The sequence below is a fragment of the Sphingobacterium yanglingense genome (assembly GCF_004363245.1).
GTDB lineage: Bacteria > Bacteroidota > Bacteroidia > Sphingobacteriales > Sphingobacteriaceae > Sphingobacterium > Sphingobacterium yanglingense.
Genome location: NZ_SNYV01000011.1, coordinates 1,352,950 through 1,370,702 on the forward strand (window position 1 = coordinate 1,352,950; position 17,753 = coordinate 1,370,702).

Annotated in this window: 11 protein-coding genes; all 11 read right to left on the reverse strand. The window is 41.0% G+C overall.

The genetic code is table 11. The features are described 5' to 3' along the window. Positions 1 to 44: 44 nt before the first annotated feature. Entirely contained in the window at positions 45 to 650 is a 606-nt protein-coding gene (locus tag CLV99_RS07975) for a DUF4303 domain-containing protein (protein WP_133583947.1), read from the reverse strand. Positions 651 to 1,148: 498 nt separating this feature from the next. Beyond that, a complete protein-coding gene (locus CLV99_RS07980; protein ID WP_133583948.1) occupies positions 1,149 to 2,906 on the reverse strand; it encodes a hypothetical protein in 1,758 nt (585 codons plus the stop codon). A gap of 8 nt (positions 2,907 to 2,914) precedes the next feature. Further along, on the reverse strand, positions 2,915 to 3,862 hold the full coding sequence (locus tag CLV99_RS07985) for a phosphodiester glycosidase family protein (protein WP_246032714.1): 948 nt from the start codon (positions 3,860 to 3,862) through the stop codon (positions 2,915 to 2,917). A gap of 1 nt (position 3,863) precedes the next feature. Next, entirely contained in the window at positions 3,864 to 5,144 is a 1,281-nt protein-coding gene (locus CLV99_RS07990) for a RagB/SusD family nutrient uptake outer membrane protein (RefSeq protein ID WP_133583949.1), read from the reverse strand. Between the two features lie 4 nt (positions 5,145 to 5,148). Then, positions 5,149 to 8,484 (reverse strand): SusC/RagA family TonB-linked outer membrane protein, encoded by a 3,336-nt coding sequence (locus CLV99_RS07995; protein ID WP_133583950.1) that lies wholly within the window; start codon positions 8,482 to 8,484, stop codon positions 5,149 to 5,151. A 36-nt stretch (positions 8,485 to 8,520) separates the two neighbouring features. Next, positions 8,521 to 9,612, reverse strand: coding sequence for a FecR family protein (locus CLV99_RS08000; RefSeq protein WP_133583951.1), 1,092 nt, complete (start codon positions 9,610 to 9,612; stop codon positions 8,521 to 8,523). 60 nt (positions 9,613 to 9,672) lie between these two features. Beyond that, positions 9,673 to 10,239 carry an RNA polymerase sigma factor gene (locus tag CLV99_RS08005; protein WP_162850058.1) on the reverse strand — a complete coding sequence of 189 codons (567 nt, stop codon included), beginning with the start codon at positions 10,237 to 10,239 and terminating at the stop codon, positions 9,673 to 9,675. A gap of 342 nt (positions 10,240 to 10,581) precedes the next feature. Further along, the gene (locus CLV99_RS08010) at positions 10,582 to 11,538 is read right to left on the reverse strand and encodes a TolB family protein (protein ID WP_133583953.1); all 957 of its coding nucleotides are present in this window, start codon (positions 11,536 to 11,538) and stop codon (positions 10,582 to 10,584) included. 106 nt (positions 11,539 to 11,644) lie between these two features. Continuing rightward, positions 11,645 to 13,021 carry a DUF5016 domain-containing protein gene (locus tag CLV99_RS08015; protein ID WP_133583954.1) on the reverse strand — a complete coding sequence of 459 codons (1,377 nt, stop codon included), beginning with the start codon at positions 13,019 to 13,021 and terminating at the stop codon, positions 11,645 to 11,647. Between the two features lie 32 nt (positions 13,022 to 13,053). Beyond that, a complete protein-coding gene (locus CLV99_RS08020; protein ID WP_133583955.1) occupies positions 13,054 to 14,511 on the reverse strand; it encodes a RagB/SusD family nutrient uptake outer membrane protein in 1,458 nt (485 codons plus the stop codon). A gap of 10 nt (positions 14,512 to 14,521) precedes the next feature. Next, a complete protein-coding gene (locus CLV99_RS08025; protein ID WP_133583956.1) occupies positions 14,522 to 17,743 on the reverse strand; it encodes a TonB-dependent receptor in 3,222 nt (1,073 codons plus the stop codon). Positions 17,744 to 17,753 lie beyond the last annotated feature (10 nt).

Below are 17,753 nucleotides of genomic sequence, written 5' to 3' on the forward strand. Positions count from 1 at the left end.
AATGAAATCAAGGTACAGTAACGATTACTGTACCTACCTTACTATTATGAATTACGCCAACTCTTCATCCACTCCAGATATTCTTGTCGATAAGGATTATCGTTCAATAGGGTAATCATCTCCCGCAGTTTGGTTCGATCATACTCATAATCCGTGACCGAGAACATTAAGAAGATATCTTTGCCAGCTAGATTGTTGAAAAAATTCTCCTGTTTTAATTTCAATAGGACATCAATACAGGTTTGATACAAAGTCTGCTGAAACTCTACGAACTCTTCGTCTTCCTCATCTTCGTCCTCACTATCTTCCTCTTCATAACTTTCGTCCGGATTATCCCAAAAATCTCCTTCAATTGCATCGTACAGTTTACTACATATTTCATTAAACTCTGCATCTGCCCCATCGGCTTCATAACGCCACTCGGCCGGTTCAAAGGTATAATATACGATATCGTTTTGAGGTGCCGTCGCCAGAAACTCCAGGGTATTGGTTGACGGACAAACCGTCATCGCCCCCTCGTCACTGTATAGTGCAAAAGCGTAAATTCCTTCGTCAGCATGATCAGTCACCATTTCCTGAAAAGCTTTACGCGTTGCAGCTTCTATCTCTACTGCTAACTTTTTAAAATCAAAATCCTTTTTTTCCGTCATTGTAAGTTACATTTATATCCGATCAGACACCGTTATTGCCCCTCCAAAAATTACATGCATATCCTTTGGTATTACCAATAGCCTTCAAATCTGCTTTCACTATATAAAACAATATTAAACACTAATCCTTAAAAAGGCAATCCCAATTATCAGCTATAAATTAAAAAAGATATTCCTCTAAATACGCCTAAGCAAACTGTCTTTTCAAACTGTAGTATAGGGCTCCAATGTAACCTTTTTGTTGATATTAAAATTCGTCATACTATCGGAGTCAGTTTTAACGTTATATCAGTATTCATAATTTAGGTTAATAATTGGTTAGTTAAAAAGACCTGTAGCTCCCCGCTTCAGGTCTTTTTTGTGGAATGACCGGAACGCCAACTGGCATATGATCGACAAAGGCTCTGCACTAATACTCGCAATTGTAGATTGGTAACCTGTTAGATAAAAAAGGCCAGCTTATTAATACAAGCTGGCCTTTTTTATCTAATCAAGTGACTATTTGATAGAGACATCTGCTCCCATCACTCTTTTATTGGATCGGGAAACACTGTTCTGATCTATAAGCAACTTCGCTGCTTCTAGCCCTTGTAAGTTATTAGCTAGGATCTCTAACTGTAGCGCCGATAAACCCTCGGTCGTAGCAGCCGAAGTACCTTTGAGAGGAAATGTTTCTCCAAAGCCTCCGTTTTGTCCAAATGCAGCGAACGAAGTTTTCGGATCAAACGGAATAGGAGTTGTCTTACCATCAGCATCTAGTACCTGAGAGCCCAGTATGGATGCTGTAACGGAATAACCAGCATAGGCACTCCCCCCCATATCTGGCCAACTCCCGCCCAGATTGCCTGACACGATAGAATTATAAATATGAAGATTGTTATTATTGGCAGATGAGTTGTGAATCCCTACCCCACCGGTAGCGGTGGCAGTAATCCCTGCTTCATTGCCCGAAACGGTCGAATTGATCAGATGGAAAGTGGTGGCACCATACAATGCTATACCTCCACCAAAACTAGCACCTCCAGCTTTATTACCATAGATTGTAGAGTTGACGATATAAAACAGCGATTTCTCACGTGCGTAAATCCCACCTCCTACGGCATTATTACCAAATATTCCACAGGTATTTTTAGCGATGGTAACATTGTAAAGTATATTGACACTTTCGACAGCCGTATTCAGACTATACAGCCCCGCCCCTACACCACCGATTCGATTTCCTACAATCTCTGAATCGTACATCACAAGACGAGATCCGTCATTCCAAATACCACCACCATTGGAAGCAGCTATGGTCGTATAATTATTCTTGACGGATACGTGATCCATAGTAACATCGGCCTGTGCTGTTAAATAGATACCTGCGGCATGATTAGCTGAGCCGTTATCAATTACAGAAACATTGGTCAATTGTACTTTTGCTTTAGAAACAAACAAGCCGCCACCATATTGCCTGCTAACTGTGGTACCTGAAGCACTGACAGAACCTGTCCCCCCTGCCATGCCTTTGGTAATCGTAATTCCACTCAACTCGACGTGTTGGCCCTGGGATTTGGGTGCAATAACGGTAACAACATGGATAGATTTATTATTACCACTGAACTCGGTTTTATGTAGCTTAGGATCCGCAACAGCTCCACTAGCGGCTTGAGCAGCATATCCTCCTATGAGATGTACATTCTCCGCAACCTCAAAAGTAGCATCCTGAGCCGAGGTGCCCCCTGTCAATATCTTGGTTGGAATGTATGTCCCTGCAGCAATATGAATATAGTCTCCATTTACAGCTTCATCCAATGCTTTATGAAGCGATGTTGCATTACTCCAAGAGAGCCCGTCGGCAGAATCCGGCCCATCTACACGTACATAAAAATGTCGAGTAACATCTGGTACAGGATCTCCTGCAGCTTGCTTAATCTCTATCTCGGTCTGCACAGCATCGGTGATATAAGCAATGACTTTACCCACGCGGGTAGTAAGGTCTCGATTTCGTGCTGTAATAATTCCTACTTTTTCGGAAGATGTACCATTGGGCTTAACAAAAGTTAGCCAATTAGCATCTGTTTTCAACCGAAAAGGTAAATTACTCTTCACATCTACCCAAAGGGTATCTAAAATATTGGCAGCATCCAAAGATGCGCTACTAAAGCTAATATCACCTGCTGTTGGAGTAAAACTCTCGATATCTATTTCTTTACAAGAGATAAGACTAAACAAGCCACAAATAACTATTAAAAAACTCTTTACTATACGATTCATAACCTATGTTACTTTGCTATTAACAATAAACCATTTGCCACAGCACGTTCGGCTCCTCCATTATCGGAAGGCCAATTGCGTAGCTGAAAGCGATCTGTATTAAAATCGGGCGTATTACGCTGGAAGTAGGTACTGGATCCTCCACCATCAAGATTAATCGCATCGTATGCTCCAAGTGCCTTAAGACATTGGCCTAGCTCTTCATAGCTCATACCATTGGAATAATGAAATCTACGACCATCTACGACCAACATATACACCTTGCTTCCATCCTGAGAGACACCAATAGCGGTACGAGGTTCTAATACGGCTGATGTCTGAGGTTGCAATATACCATCGCTAACTAATGTAACACGACCGCCAACAGCCTCTTGGATCTGATTCTTTACATTTGCATAATCGGCTTGATCGCCGACAAAAGCTTTTCCATTTTTTAAAATGGCAAAAAAGGTGTTGATCTGATCTGTCACAGTCGTCTTGATAGCAACCCCTTCTTTATAAACAATTCCTTGTGGGGTGCCATTGGTCATATTATAAAAATCGGCATTTATACCGCCCCATACTTTATGTCCTTCAAAATCTTCAAATGTCGCCTGTTTGGTCATAGGCTGCATACCGAACTGTGCAGAGTTATTGGGAGTAGACACTTCGATTCTAACTTTGGGGTTAGTCAAATCTGTCTCGATGACAAATATCTTCTTTGCCAAACCTGTTTTTGAGATGTAACTGATCTCTGTTGCTGTAACTCCATCCACAACTGTATAGGCACTATCTTGATGGATGTGTACCATTAGATCAGTATGCTGAACAATTTTCTTCGCAACTTCTGAAGTAGGTACAAGAGAATAAGTATCCTCTACTCTTATAAATTCTTCTTTATTGCTACAGGATAGTATGGTCAGAGCTAGTCCAAGTACCGTAGCAGATAGGGTCTGTTGTATCTTAATCATCTTCATTTTAATATCCAGGATTAGGTTTCAAATTTGTATTGCGCTGCAGTTCACTTCCGGGGATCGGTAAAAGCGTCTGATAAGGTAAAATACCTAATGTACTTACGGCCTTTCCGGTACGTATTAGATCGTAATATCTAAAATTTTCTCCCAGTAGCTCGAGCTGCCGTTCGTGAAGTAATGCGGTAAGAAAATCGGCCTCTGAAGATGGCGATACAATAGGTAGTCCTCTAAATTGACGTAATGTATTTAGATAGCTCAATCCATTAGATAGACCAAGTGATTCAGCCGCTATTAGATACATTTCTGAAATACGGGAGATGATAACGGGATCTCTTCCGGTCTGCCCACTAGGATACTTATTGACACAGTCGGTACCTGCAATATTCACGATGGTCATATTGCGTCTTTTGTCTGTAGAAGCGAATAAATTGACCGTTTCGGTAGTGATCCTATAATTCCCTTGCCCTTTGTTAGGGTGTGCATAAGAATAAAATAGGTCCGAGATATTGATTGAAGATTCTTCAGAGAGGTTTTCAAATGCAAATATAACTTCCGTGTTTGCCTGCTTTCTGAATATTTTCTCAAAACTATCCAATGCATACTTGCCCGAGGTAATAAGTGACTCGGCCGCTGCAGCTGCCTCTGCCTTCTTACCCTGCGCTAGGTAGACACGCGCTTGCAAAGCCTTGACCGCATCTGCTGAAATGTAGTAATAAGATTTGGAGGAGCCTAGGTATTTCGCAGCCTCGGCAAGGTTAGATTCAATAAACGCCCAGACCTGTTCTTTTGGATCCCGGAAAGGCTTCTCCAATGTATTATCTGGCAACACCGGAACATCGCCCCAACGGGTTACGAGATTGTAATAATTTAAAGCTCGAAAATAATAAGCTTCGCCTATGGTCAAGTTACGGATACTGCTCTCGGGTTGGGCCTGACATATGGATAATACGTTGTTTACCTGATACAACGAACTATAATAGCCGTTCCAACCTCTGGAAACTATAGAATTGAGCGGAGAAAGAGTTGAGTTGATCAGATTGATTGGTGAACTATTGGATCCTGTCTGCAAATCACCCCCTAAAAGATCAAAGATGATAAAATTGTGTACCCCTGGGTCATTTTGCATATTGTTATACATACCTAATCGCAAAGCGGGTATATCATTAGCTGTTACCGCATCTGGGGCCATGGCCGAATGGGAATACAGGTCTAGCTTGTCTGCACAGGAACTAAATACTGACAGTATACTTGTACAAGCTAATATATAAAGGATTTGAAATTTCATGTTTTTATAGATTTATGTTTACACCAAAACTAAATGTCCTAGGTTGAGGAACACCAAAAAGGTCAACACCGTAGAACCTTGGATCAAGGTTAGTATTGACCTCAGGATCCCATCCTGAATAATTGGTCAACAGAAACAGATTGTCTGCAGTAGCGAATACTCGAAGACCGTTTAGTTTGATCTGTCTGATCAATTGCTTATCAAAATTGTAAGCTAATGTCATAGAACGTAAGCGGATAAAAGACCCGTCTTCAAGAAAGCGTGTTGAATTCTTGGTATTATGCCCCAATCCGACCAATGCCCGCGGATATACGTTTGTACTACCGGCTTCTGTCCATGCATTTTCGACGTAGCTTAAATCTTTAGCGAAATTTGCTCCTAAATTGGCCATTCCAGTTGATTTCCACTGTGCGTAGACATCAGCTCCATAGGCATAGGTAAACAAGAAATCTAACTGCACCCCTTTGTAGGAAAAAGAGTTATTCCAACCACCTGTGAATTTAGGATTTGCATTCCCAGTGACAACACGGTCGTTATCATTTATAATATTATTACCGTCTATATCACGCCAGCGCACATCCCCTGCACGTACCCCCAACTCAAACTGTTCCTGTGGTACTTCACCATCATATTGAAATAATCCATCCCAGTCGAACAGGTAGAATGCTCCAATGCTCTGTCCTACTTTTAAGGCCCTGTTATCTCCGATTGCTATGGGAGCCTCATCCTCCAATAATGAAGTAATACGATTCGTGTTGTGCGCAATATTGAACGTAGACTTCCACTGTACTTGACCTAATGGTATATTCGTATTGATTCCCAATTCCAGACCTTTATTCATCATGGAACCAACATTGCTGACAATACTGGTCATTCCAGTTGTAGCATGAATAGGCATACTATAAAGAAGATCGTAAGTTTTTTTATAATAGGCGTCAAAGACCACATTCAGCTTTCGCTTGAAGAAGGAGACATCGAAACCTACATCGTACTGATTCGCTTTTTCCCAACGCAAGTCCTTATTACCAAAGGAGGAAACTGATATACCGGACTCATTACCGTAGTTCTGACCGCCTGACATAAGTGCCTGATAAGCGTACTGTCCAATACCTTCCTGATTACCCGTGACGCCATAACTTGCCCTGAATTTCAGGTCATTTTCATTTAACCCCATAAACTCTTCATTGGAGATATTCCAACCAAAGGAAAGGGAAGGAAAATACCCCCAACGATTGTCTCTATGAAATTTGGAAGAACCATCGGCACGCAAAGTCGCCGTCATCAAATAACGATCTTTGTAGGAGAATGTACCTCTTCCAAAATAAGATTCTAATGCATACTCTCCAACACCACCGCTAGCTGCAAAGATCTCAGAAGCTACAGAGATCACCTGCAAGGATGGGGTCGGAAATCCACGTCCATCGATGGACGACGAACGACTCATTTGCTTTTGGTAAGAATGTCCCAACATCGCAGATACGGTCAAATCGCCGAACGAATTATTATAGTTCAGCACATTATCAAACACCACATTCTGGATCAACCTATTATAATCCAAAAGACGTCCTACACCTGTGCCATAGGGATGTTTTTGGTTGTAATAAGTATAGTCGTAGGTATAACCTATATCGGCACTAAAAGACGATCGGAAAGAGAAATGATCCAAGAAATTGGCCTGTCCATAGTAGGTCCCAAGGTATCTATAATTATCTACGTAAGCATCCTGTTCGTTCAAAATCTGTAAAGGATTGTGACGCGTCAGCTCGTCAGTACCGCCTACATAATAATCTCCATTAGGCTTAAATGGACGATCAAATGGTCTCTGTTCGATAGCTCTGGCAATAATGGTAGAACCTAAGTTTGCTCCGGGGACTTGGTTATTTTTAATAAAGTTGCCCATATTATTTGCGCCTACTTCCAACCACTCCGCAAACTTATGACTGACTTTTGTATTAAGGTTGTATTTACGAATGGCGTTATTCTTGACGACACCGGATTGATCGGTAAGACCTAATCCGAAATAATAGTTGGTTTTTGTATTTCCACCTGACAATGCAGCATCGTAATTTTGAAAATAACCGGTCTGTAGAACCAGCCCTAGCCAATCTGTGTCGGGAAGTCCCTGGTAGGGATTCTGTATGTGTATCTTATAATCACTATCTCCAATCTTTCGACCGTATTGTTTATTATAATTGTCCACTCCTGCATTAAAACTCGCGATATACTGCTCCGAATCCGCCAGTTTTATTTTATTCTTATTGGCAAACTGACTGAAACCAGTTGTTAGATTAATCCGAACATCATTCCTACCAGCTTTACCTGATTTTGTGGTGATAAGGACAACACCATTGCTGGCACGTGAACCATAAATCGCTGCTGAAGCTGCATCTTTTAATATTTCAATAGATTCGACATCTGCGGGATTGAATGCGGCCAATGGACTATAAGACTCTCCGAACGAAAACAATGCCATATCAGACGTATTGATAGGCACACCATCAACGACATACAAGGGGTTGTTTCCTGCACTTATGGAAGAATTACCACGGATTGTGATTTTCTCTCCAGAGGCTAGATTGCCGGACCCCATAGATACATTAACTCCTGCAATACGACCTTCGAGTAAGCGGGTGGGGCTTGCGACCTGTCGCATATTGGAATCGTCTATTTTAAGACTACCTACCGCACTAGTGACCAAAGATCTCCGCTGTGTACCATACCCTACAACGACAGTTTCTTCTAATAATTTTTCTTCAATGTTTAATATAATCCTAGGAGCCTCATGCATCCTGATCGTAACAACCTTGGATTCATAGCCCGTAAAACTGACGCGCACCGTAGCCGAACTCGCTGTGATAGGTAAGTTAAAATATCCCTTTTCATCTGTCTGCGTAGCCTTCCCCCCATCGACCAACTGTACGGATGCTCCAACAAGAGGTACACCAGTTTCTGCTACAATGAATCCAGCCACAAATTGTTGAATAACATCAACCTTTCGCGGAGCAGACATCACTCTAGCTTTGTCTTTTATGACAATAACGCCTTGATTTAATTCATAATCGAAAGGCTGTCCTTTAAAAACTTCTGGCAGTAGGTCTGCAAGTTCTACATTCTGTGCTTTGATGGACACCCTATTTGCTTCGCTACCATACTGTCCATCGAAGAGGTATGACACATTGGTCTGCTGTTTTATCTTCTTAAATACATCGACCAACTTTTCGTTTTTAACGTCTAAAGATACCCGTTGTAGGGACACCGCGCTTACAGAAGGCATCAGTACGCCCACCTGTAGCGCCAAAGCAAGCCACAGTGCTCCTTTTCTTCTTTTAAAAAAACTCATGAATTTGATTGTTTAATTAGGTTGATTACTTGCATATTATTTTCCTTGATTTGTCGCAACTGTGAGTCGGCCGTTTTTGACAATGATCTTGATATTGGATGTGGTTTCAATCAGATCCAACAGCTTATTTAACGGCACATTTCTATCTACCAATCCGTTCAATTTATTATTTGGAAGATTATCTAAGTCCACTTCGATGTTGTACCAACGGCCTATCCGGCTCATTACTTCGTCCATTGGCGTATTATCAAAGAAGAACTCCCCATTACGCCATGCTGCCACATCCTCCGCATTGTCCACTGCTATATAGCGTATATACTTACCTATATGCGCCTGATGGCCGGGAGTCATCCGTATGGATTCATTATGCTGTGAGGAAGCTTCTACCGAACCTTCTATTAGGGTTACAATATCGGTCTGTTGACCTTTGTATGAGCTGATGTTGAATTTTGTCCCCAAGACTTTTGTAGACTGTTGATCAGTATGGACAATAAAAGGAGCTGATTTATCATGCGTAACATCAAAATAAGCTTCTCCTGACAAAAACACTTCCCGCTTATTTTTTGCGAAATGAGTAGGAAAACGTATAACAGTAGCCGCATTAAGCCATACCGAAGTACCGTCGGGTAGCACCAACTGATAATAACCTCCTTTTGGGGTCACAATCTCATGCATCGCTGTCTCAACTCCGCTTTCTTCCCGATAAATACCTTCACCTTCGAGCTTAGCCAAATCTTCTAATGACGTAAGGGAGTATACTTGTCCTCCCTCAGTAATTAGATTGGCACCAATCTTACCTGGTCCAACTTCGGCTAGATTAATCTCGGTAGTATCACGTGTACTCAGGTAGTACCCTCCTACAAGCAACAGAGGCAAGACAACTGCAGCGGCCCAACGTAGATAAACTCGCCTAGAATGACGCAACGTATTGATTTTGTGATCCTGTTGGATATTTGTCCACATACGGGATTCAAGCTCTTGAAGCTGCTTTTCAGACTTTTCGTTAGTAATATCTATATCAGATTGTAAATCTTCATAGTAATGGTCTACACGATCTTTTTCTTCTTGATCTGCACTACCCAAAAGATATTTCTGTACAACGGTTTTGAGATTTTTTTTCTTTTTCATCTTTCGCTCTTACTCTAATGACCGATGAAAGACACGAAAGCCCAGTGGCTACAAAAAAAATTAAAAGAAAAGAAGAATAAGAAACTTAAGAATGCTTCGAATCGTAGAAATAGCCTTTCCCAGGTGATTGCGTACAGTTTTTACGGAGAGCCCCATTATTGTAGCAATCTCATCCGTGGATCTATTCTCTTCGTAACGCATGGCAAAGGCCGTCCGCTGCTGTGGAGGTAGAGAAAGAATTTTCTCATTGAGGTTATGATAGGCTTCTTTGGTTAGTAATTCTTTTAGAGGTGATGAATCGTTGGAAATACTCTCCTCATAATCCGTGATTAACGTCGGCTTATTCTTAACGATAAAATTAAGTGTTTTGTTTTTGGTAAGGACAAATAGGTAAGCTCTAAAATTTTGGATGGGCGCTTTAGTCCGATTTTCCCATACGGTCGTAAAGATATCCTGTGTGATGTTTTCGGCGTCATCTTGATCACGGAGTCTCTTGTAAGCCTGATTATAAACAAATACCCAATGCAAACGGTATAATTTCTCGAAAGCATCATGACTACCCAAAACGAGTTGATCAAGCAGATACTGTTCTGCTTCGTCAGAGCTATTCAATTGATTTGGATTCACATTGGCAAATTTAGATGACCTGATATAAAGCTGATGTTATATCTAGGTTAAGTTATCAATACTTTAAATTTATTGCCATAAAAGTATTGAATAAAAATCAAGAAAAACAATCTCTAATTACGTTGTGTAGGTAGTAACACAAGTAAAATCCTATCCAAAAATTCAATTCCCCCTATGATTAAGCTTCATAAAACACACAAAATGCAACATTTACGCTAAAATGATAGAGATTTTAAAAAACAGGCATAGCTTTTGTAAAGCTATAAGTATTCATATTTAGGTTAATAATTGGTTAGTTAAAAATACCTGAAGCTCCCCGCTTCAGGTATTTTTTTGAGTTGATTATTTCTTTTCAAAATAACAGGGTCCCAGTTGCTGCCTCGAAGAGTTTATACCGGGGTTATACTGATCCATGGAATAGATATCTCCAGTATTAACATTAGCAACGTAGAGGTCATATCCTCCTTTTGTATCTGGACGGGTACTGCACAGTACAACCCAATCTGCATCGATTGGATAAGCATCTGAATAATTTCCATCATTCGCATTGAAAGGCAGCTTATAACTACGCAAACCACTCCAATAACCGCGGTATACCTGATCCACTGTATTTGTTTTTGATAGCCCGACAGAATAATAAAAGGAATTATGATCGGCATTGATTGGATAATAATCTTGTACTCCTTCGGCGTCGTACACCGTCTCCCGGATTTCTTTAGTCTTGACATCAATGATAGCAATCGAAGAGGTCGCAGCATCGCCCTGTGTGCAAACAACCTTGGTACCATCATAATTATAATAAGGGATGCCGTACCCTTTGGGAGACAAACGAGTCACCTTACGAGTACCAAGATCCATCTCAACAATACGGGAATCTTGCTTGAATACAATACGATTCCCATCGGGAGAGAACTTAGGATCTTCGTCTCTGGTCTGTCCAATCCGAGTCAAGTTTTCAGGCTGTTCGCTCGAGTTCAACTCGTACATAAAGATATCCCAACTATCGGTATCTTCACTGATTCCCATGAATACAATATGGGATCCGTCCGGTGAAATATGGGCATTCATAGGATTCTTAATTGTCCAACTGGAACTCAAACTCTGAATCTTGTTACTGCTAAAGTCATACAGAAATATCTCTGAGTCATTGGCGCCATAATTGGTATATGTGTGGTACAGAAGCTTTCCTTTAAAATGAGTAGGCAACTCCGCTTTCTCTATTTCTACCACATTGTTATCGCTGCACCCTAAAAAAGGGAGCAATCCCAAACTTAATGTAATGATTAGTTTATTTTTCATATGTATATAATTTGATTTTCAAAGGTCATATGGAATATCCAAAGTATTTTCGTCAGTGTTTGTGCAGCTCTGCTACATTGATATTTCATATGTGTATACTTATTTCTTAATCAATCTTGGTAATATGTACGGTTGCCTTCTCTACCCCTTGTCCTAGGTCGAGAACAAGTTTATAATAGCCAGGAACAAAACCGGGAGCATTGGTAATACTGATGGATTTCCCTGGTTTACCTGCGATAGGTGCTCCGATAGAAAATCCTTGTTTATCACCCTGTATTGAAGCTGCTGAAAACTCGGCTGGCACAGCATCCCAGGTTCTATTACTATAGAACTGGAACTCAAAACTTTCCCAGTCGTGTTCATTGGATATGAAGACAGTAGCCTGATAGACTTTGTCTTCAATTTTCCGTGCATAGGCTACCTGCTTGAAATCATCTAGATCCCATCCTATCCCCTTGTAATCGGCATGCCAGATAGTAGCGGTGGTAAATCCATGCCCTACAACCCAGTAGTTTGTCGGGGCCTCGTCCTGTAGTCTGGTAACCCAAAGTCCTTTATATCTCGGCGAGTATATTATCTCCCAATCACCATCTTCACCGAGGAACTCATAAATCTTGCTGGAAGCACTGTGATTGAAAAAGTCTGGATTAAAATTACTTTCCATATTGACCCCTATAATCTCGAGAAACTGTCCTTTTTTGAGACTTACGACAGCAGATTTCATTTCACTATCTGCTGCATCGACTCTAGGATTGAGGGTAATCTTGGTCGCGACATCCCCCTTTACATCAATCAAAAATGTCTGTGCATCAAAAATAATCTGCTTTACGATCATCCCCGTATAATCGAACTCGATGTCATCCCCTGTACTACTTACTATAGCAGACTCACTCTCATAACGTCCTTTTCCCCAGATAAAATCCGCATCGGCAAGAGGGCTCTCTGTGGCGATCTTGCCTGATATCTTGCTCTCAAATATGCCTTCGGTAGACTTATAAACAAAAGGATCCTCAGTCGAGTTACTCAAGGGAATAGAGGAACCTCCTTCAACAAGATAATAAAGGGTCGAGGGTAGTACTGGCCGCGAAGCTTTAATAATAATATCTTTTGTAGCATGATCTCCATCGATATTGATACTGTTAAATCGTACCACAACATCTTCGACTGGATCCATATCTTTTACAAATGGAATAGCAATGGTTTCATTTTCGACCTTGGCACTATTTCCCTTCGTACGGATGGATTTTGACTCAACCACAAGATCATTGATCAGAACTTCGATCTCTAATGTAGACAATGGCCTCACTGCATCCTCTACAGAAACATTGAAACCCACAGTACTAGGCACAGTTACTGCTGTAACAGCGCCAACCGTCTCGATACGACTGATGGTAGGAACTGACTTTTCTATATGTAGCTCTTTACTACAGGAAAAAAAGATTGCCAACAAAAGTATCAAGGGCATATATAAAATCCTTTTCATTCTTAAATAATTTTAGACGTTTATGAAAATTATTAATATCCTGTGTTCTGAACTAGATTCGGATTGGAATCTTTCTCATTTTGTGGGACAGGCCACACCAACCTGAATTCTTCTAACACAGGAACAAGCAGCTTGCCATCCTTGTACTTATGATTGGTCATCACTGGTATCACACGTTCATTACGCAAGAGATCAAACCAACGATGCCCTTCCATATACAGTTCAAGCTGACGCTCTAGCTCTACGATCTCCCTGGCCGTCCCTTGCGCGGGCAGCCCGGTAATATCTAATAATCCTGCCCTCTTTCTTATTACATTGACAATGCTCATCGCTTCACTTATGTTATTAAGCTCGACTAAAGCTTCAGCTTTCAGTAGTAGAACATCGGCTAGCCGTAACAACTTTATATTAGAGACTTTATTTCTAATTTTATTTGAAATCGGATACTTTCCCTTCGGATAATGTGTATCATAATCTACCGATTTGTAAACGATGGATGACTCAAAACGCTTATCATTGGCTGTATATTTGGCTATCAGTTCATGTGTCGGTGTACAATATCTTCTCCAGGTAATTTGTCCATCGGCTTCACTGAATAACACCCAGTATGCCCAGTTTGGCCTTTCATTCTCGTAGTTGACTTCAAAAATACTTTCGCTGGTAAATTTAATCTCAGGCTTCCATAAATCGTCAAATTCATTGACCAACTGATAGCCTTCGCTAATCACTTTATTACAATAAGCAACGACTTGATTATAATCTCGGTTGCTCTTTGTGCCCCGACTGGCGTAAGCCTTGGCCAATAATAGGTAAGCTGCACCTTTGGTCGCACTACTGCTTCCTTTGGAGGTACTGGCCAAGTGGGGAATAGCTTCATTCAGGTCTTTGACAATCTGATCATACACTTCCTCTTTGGGCGCACGTACAGGATAAAGTAAAGGACGTATCTGTTCTAGGTTTTCAGACGACATAGCTGGTATCATCTTGAGCAATAGAGGAACATCACCATATATACGGACCAGATCCAAATAGGCATAGGCACGAATAAACTTTCCCTCGGCAACAATTTTATTCCGTGTCTGAGGATCGATTGACTTGGCATCCATCAACTCAGTATTATCGATCACGATATTGGCATCACCAACCATCTTAAAGTACTCATTCCATAATATTTTCACCTTATCATTGTCCGGATTGAGCTTAACAGCATCCATTTCTTCACCAGGAACACCATCTCCACCATGATAACAGTTATCAGATTGGATATCATTATATCCGAACAAATCAAACTGGAAGGTATTATTTCTGAAATTTTCGTATAACCCGGCTGCTTCACGCTGGGCGTCTGCGGCTGTCTTGTACGCTGATGCCTGTTCGACTTTGTCCTGTGGCTCTCCGACCAAAGCTGCAAAACTTTCGGTATCAAGAAAACTACAGGAACTAAACAAACTGATTCCTAGAATGAATAATATATACTTTTTATTTTTCATGACTCTGCGATTAAAATTCTACATTTATACCTAACACGAAGGTTTTAGCCTGCGGATAAGTCCCATAATCTATTCCTAACTCTAAAGCACTGGAACCATAAGCGTTTACTTCGGGATCATAACCAGAGTATTTGGTCCAGGTCCATAGGTTTTGGGCGGTAAAGTACGGTTGTAGCTTTCGGACACCCAACTTGGACAATCTTCCTTTTGTATCAAAATCATAGGTGAAACTCAAACTTTTAAGTCTCAGATAAGAACCATCCTCAATATACCGATCAGAGTTCCAAATATTCTCTCTGTTTCCGGGTCTCGGAACGTCTGTAACCATCCCTGGCCGTTTCCATCGGTCTAAAACTTCCAAAGACTGATTTCTAAAGTCTTGCATGCCGGTCATATCCATCTTTGAAGCGTTGAAAATATGATTACCATAGGATCCCTGAAAAAATAAAGACACGCTAAAATTGGAATAGGTAAAAGTATTGGTGATACCTCCGGTAAATAAAGGCTGTGCATCGCCAAGTATCGTTCGATCCTCAGGAGTAATACGGCCGTTACCATCGAGATCCTGATAAATCACATCACCGGTTTCAGGATCAATCCCTTGTGTACGGTAGCCAAAAAAGGTTCCTAAACGACTTTTATTCTTCAAAATAATAGCAGGTTGATTATTTGAATACATCGTAGCATAATACTCCACAGGGGTGATACCTATATTTTCTGCTCTATTTTTATTGAACGAGATATTGAATTCCGAATTCCATTTAAATTTAGGCTTAACGACGTTCTTGGAATTTATAGCAATCTCCAAACCCTTATTGCTCATTTCGCCCATATTGGTCAATATATTGTAGGTGCTTCCAGCTGTCCCTGGGGGATAGAAAGTTTTTAACAGATCATTGGTGTATTTGTAATAGACATCAACTATAAAATTGAGTCGGGAATTGAAGAAACTAGCGTCTAGCCCAACATTATACTGGGTCGTTTTTTCCCATGTCAATCCTCTATATCCCTTTGAGGAAAGTCCCGTGTTCATACCTGGCGTTTGATTTTGATCTTCGGGTTTAGGTATGTTGCGACTCGCCCAATAAGTTGCCATCCAATCATAATTACCAATTCCCCCTTGATTACCAGTCTTGCCCCAACCTACACGAAGTTTCAAATCATCTAGATAGTCTACTGTGGATTTCATAAATGGTTCTGCAGAAATCCTCCATGCCGCAGATGCAGAAGGAAATACCCCCCATTTATGCCCAGGGGCAAATTTGGAAGAACCATCGGTACGCATATTCGCACTCAATAGGTATTTACCATCATAATCATACGACACACGTGCGAGATAAGAAAGTAACGACCAAGACGCCTTATTACTCCATGACTGGTCAGGATTAATGATATTCACAAGGCCTAAAGAAGGACCTAACACGTCGTATCCACCACCACCATTACCCTCATTAAAGGCCTTTTGCATGGTCGCCCCTCCAAGGATGGATAAACTATTTTTATTGAATTTGGTATCATAAGTAACTAAGTTTTCTAAAAGCCACTCAAAGTTCTTAGAAGCGGAAACAGAATACATACCATTATAAGAACGACTTTCACCATTTGCACCAGGTGCCAAATAATTCTCACCTGTAGAACTGTCCTCATCAATACCAAAGTTGATTTTGTAATGCAGACCTTTTCTTATCGTAAAATCCAGATTGGTTAACCCTACAATGCGTGACGTTTTGTAGGTATCGTCTGAAGCTGAGGCCAGAAAGGGTGAAAAAAACTGTGATCCATACGTAAACTCATCGTAAGCACCGGGGTTAAACGGATCCCATTTTTGCATGTAGGGAGGTGTATTGATCACGGAAAGAATAGATCCACCACGCATAGCGGTCTTATTGTGAGGGATCGTGCGCCCATTAGTACGTGTATAACCAATACTAAAGCCCAAACTTAACCAATCAGTCTGCTTGTTATTCACATTAGCCCGGAAATTATAGCGTTTAAAGTTAGCTTTTTCAATGATCCCTTTATCCTCCATATAGCCTCCTGAAATATAGTATTGTAGCTTTTCAGTACCATCTGTCAATGCCAACTGATGGCTTTGGTTGATACCCGTACCAAAATATTCATCATTCCAATTGGTATACCGATTTTCGTCATCGGGTATTAGGGTCGTTGTTGGCACCTGTTTCTTCAGGTCTCTCAAATACTCTTTATACTGCTCAGTATTCAAGGCATCAATGGTATTACCTATTCTAGAAATACCAGCATAGCTACTAAGGCTCAAAGAGCGAATACCACCTTTTCCACGCTTTGTAGTGATTACCACAACCCCATTAGCTGCACGTGCGCCATAGATCGCTGCAGAGGAGGCGTCTTTTAATACCTGCATGGACTCGATATCGTTAGGACTCAGATTAGCGATATTATTCATCGGTAATCCATCTACAACATATAACGGTTCATTTCCAGCCTGAAACGATGATGTACCCCTTACGCGTACCATAAGTCCTCCGCCAGGTTCGCCAGAAGGCTGTACGACCTGCACCCCAGCAGCCTTACCCTGTAGAGCCTGAGCGGCTTGCGTTATGGGACGCTCATTGATATCTTCCGTAGAAACTACAGCTACAGCTGTAGTCAAGTCCTTCTTCCGCACAGTAGCATAACCTACGACAACAATTTCTTCGAGTTCCTTGGCCTCTTGTTGTAAGGTAATTGTTAGTTTTTCATTACTCCCTATTCGCACATTGCGACTGATAAATCCAACATAAGTAACCCGGACCGTAGCATTAGCGGGGACATTAGCTATTTTGAAATTACCTTCAGTATTGGTAACAGTAGTGATATCTTGCCCCAATACCGTCAAAATAGCTCCTATAATAGGACGCCCCGTGGAATCTGAGACGCTTCCGGTAACTGTTCTTTTTTGCACATCGCCTTTGATCTCTTTAGGAGTGATAATGATATGCTTATTCTTAATTGTAAATGTACAATCAGTCTGCTGAAGTATGATATTCAGGACTTCAGCCAATGGCTTGTTTTTGACCGATAGATTGATTTTTTGATCTACATTGAGAGTTCCTTCGTCGAAAGCGACAGCGTGCTGACTCTGTCTTTCAATTTCATAGAGTGCGTCTCGGATGCTAATATTCTTTTTGGAAATACTAATACCTGATTGTGCCAGTGCATGTCCCATTAGGATCAAAAAGAACATACAACATACTAATAGATGTTTTTTCATAACATTAGCT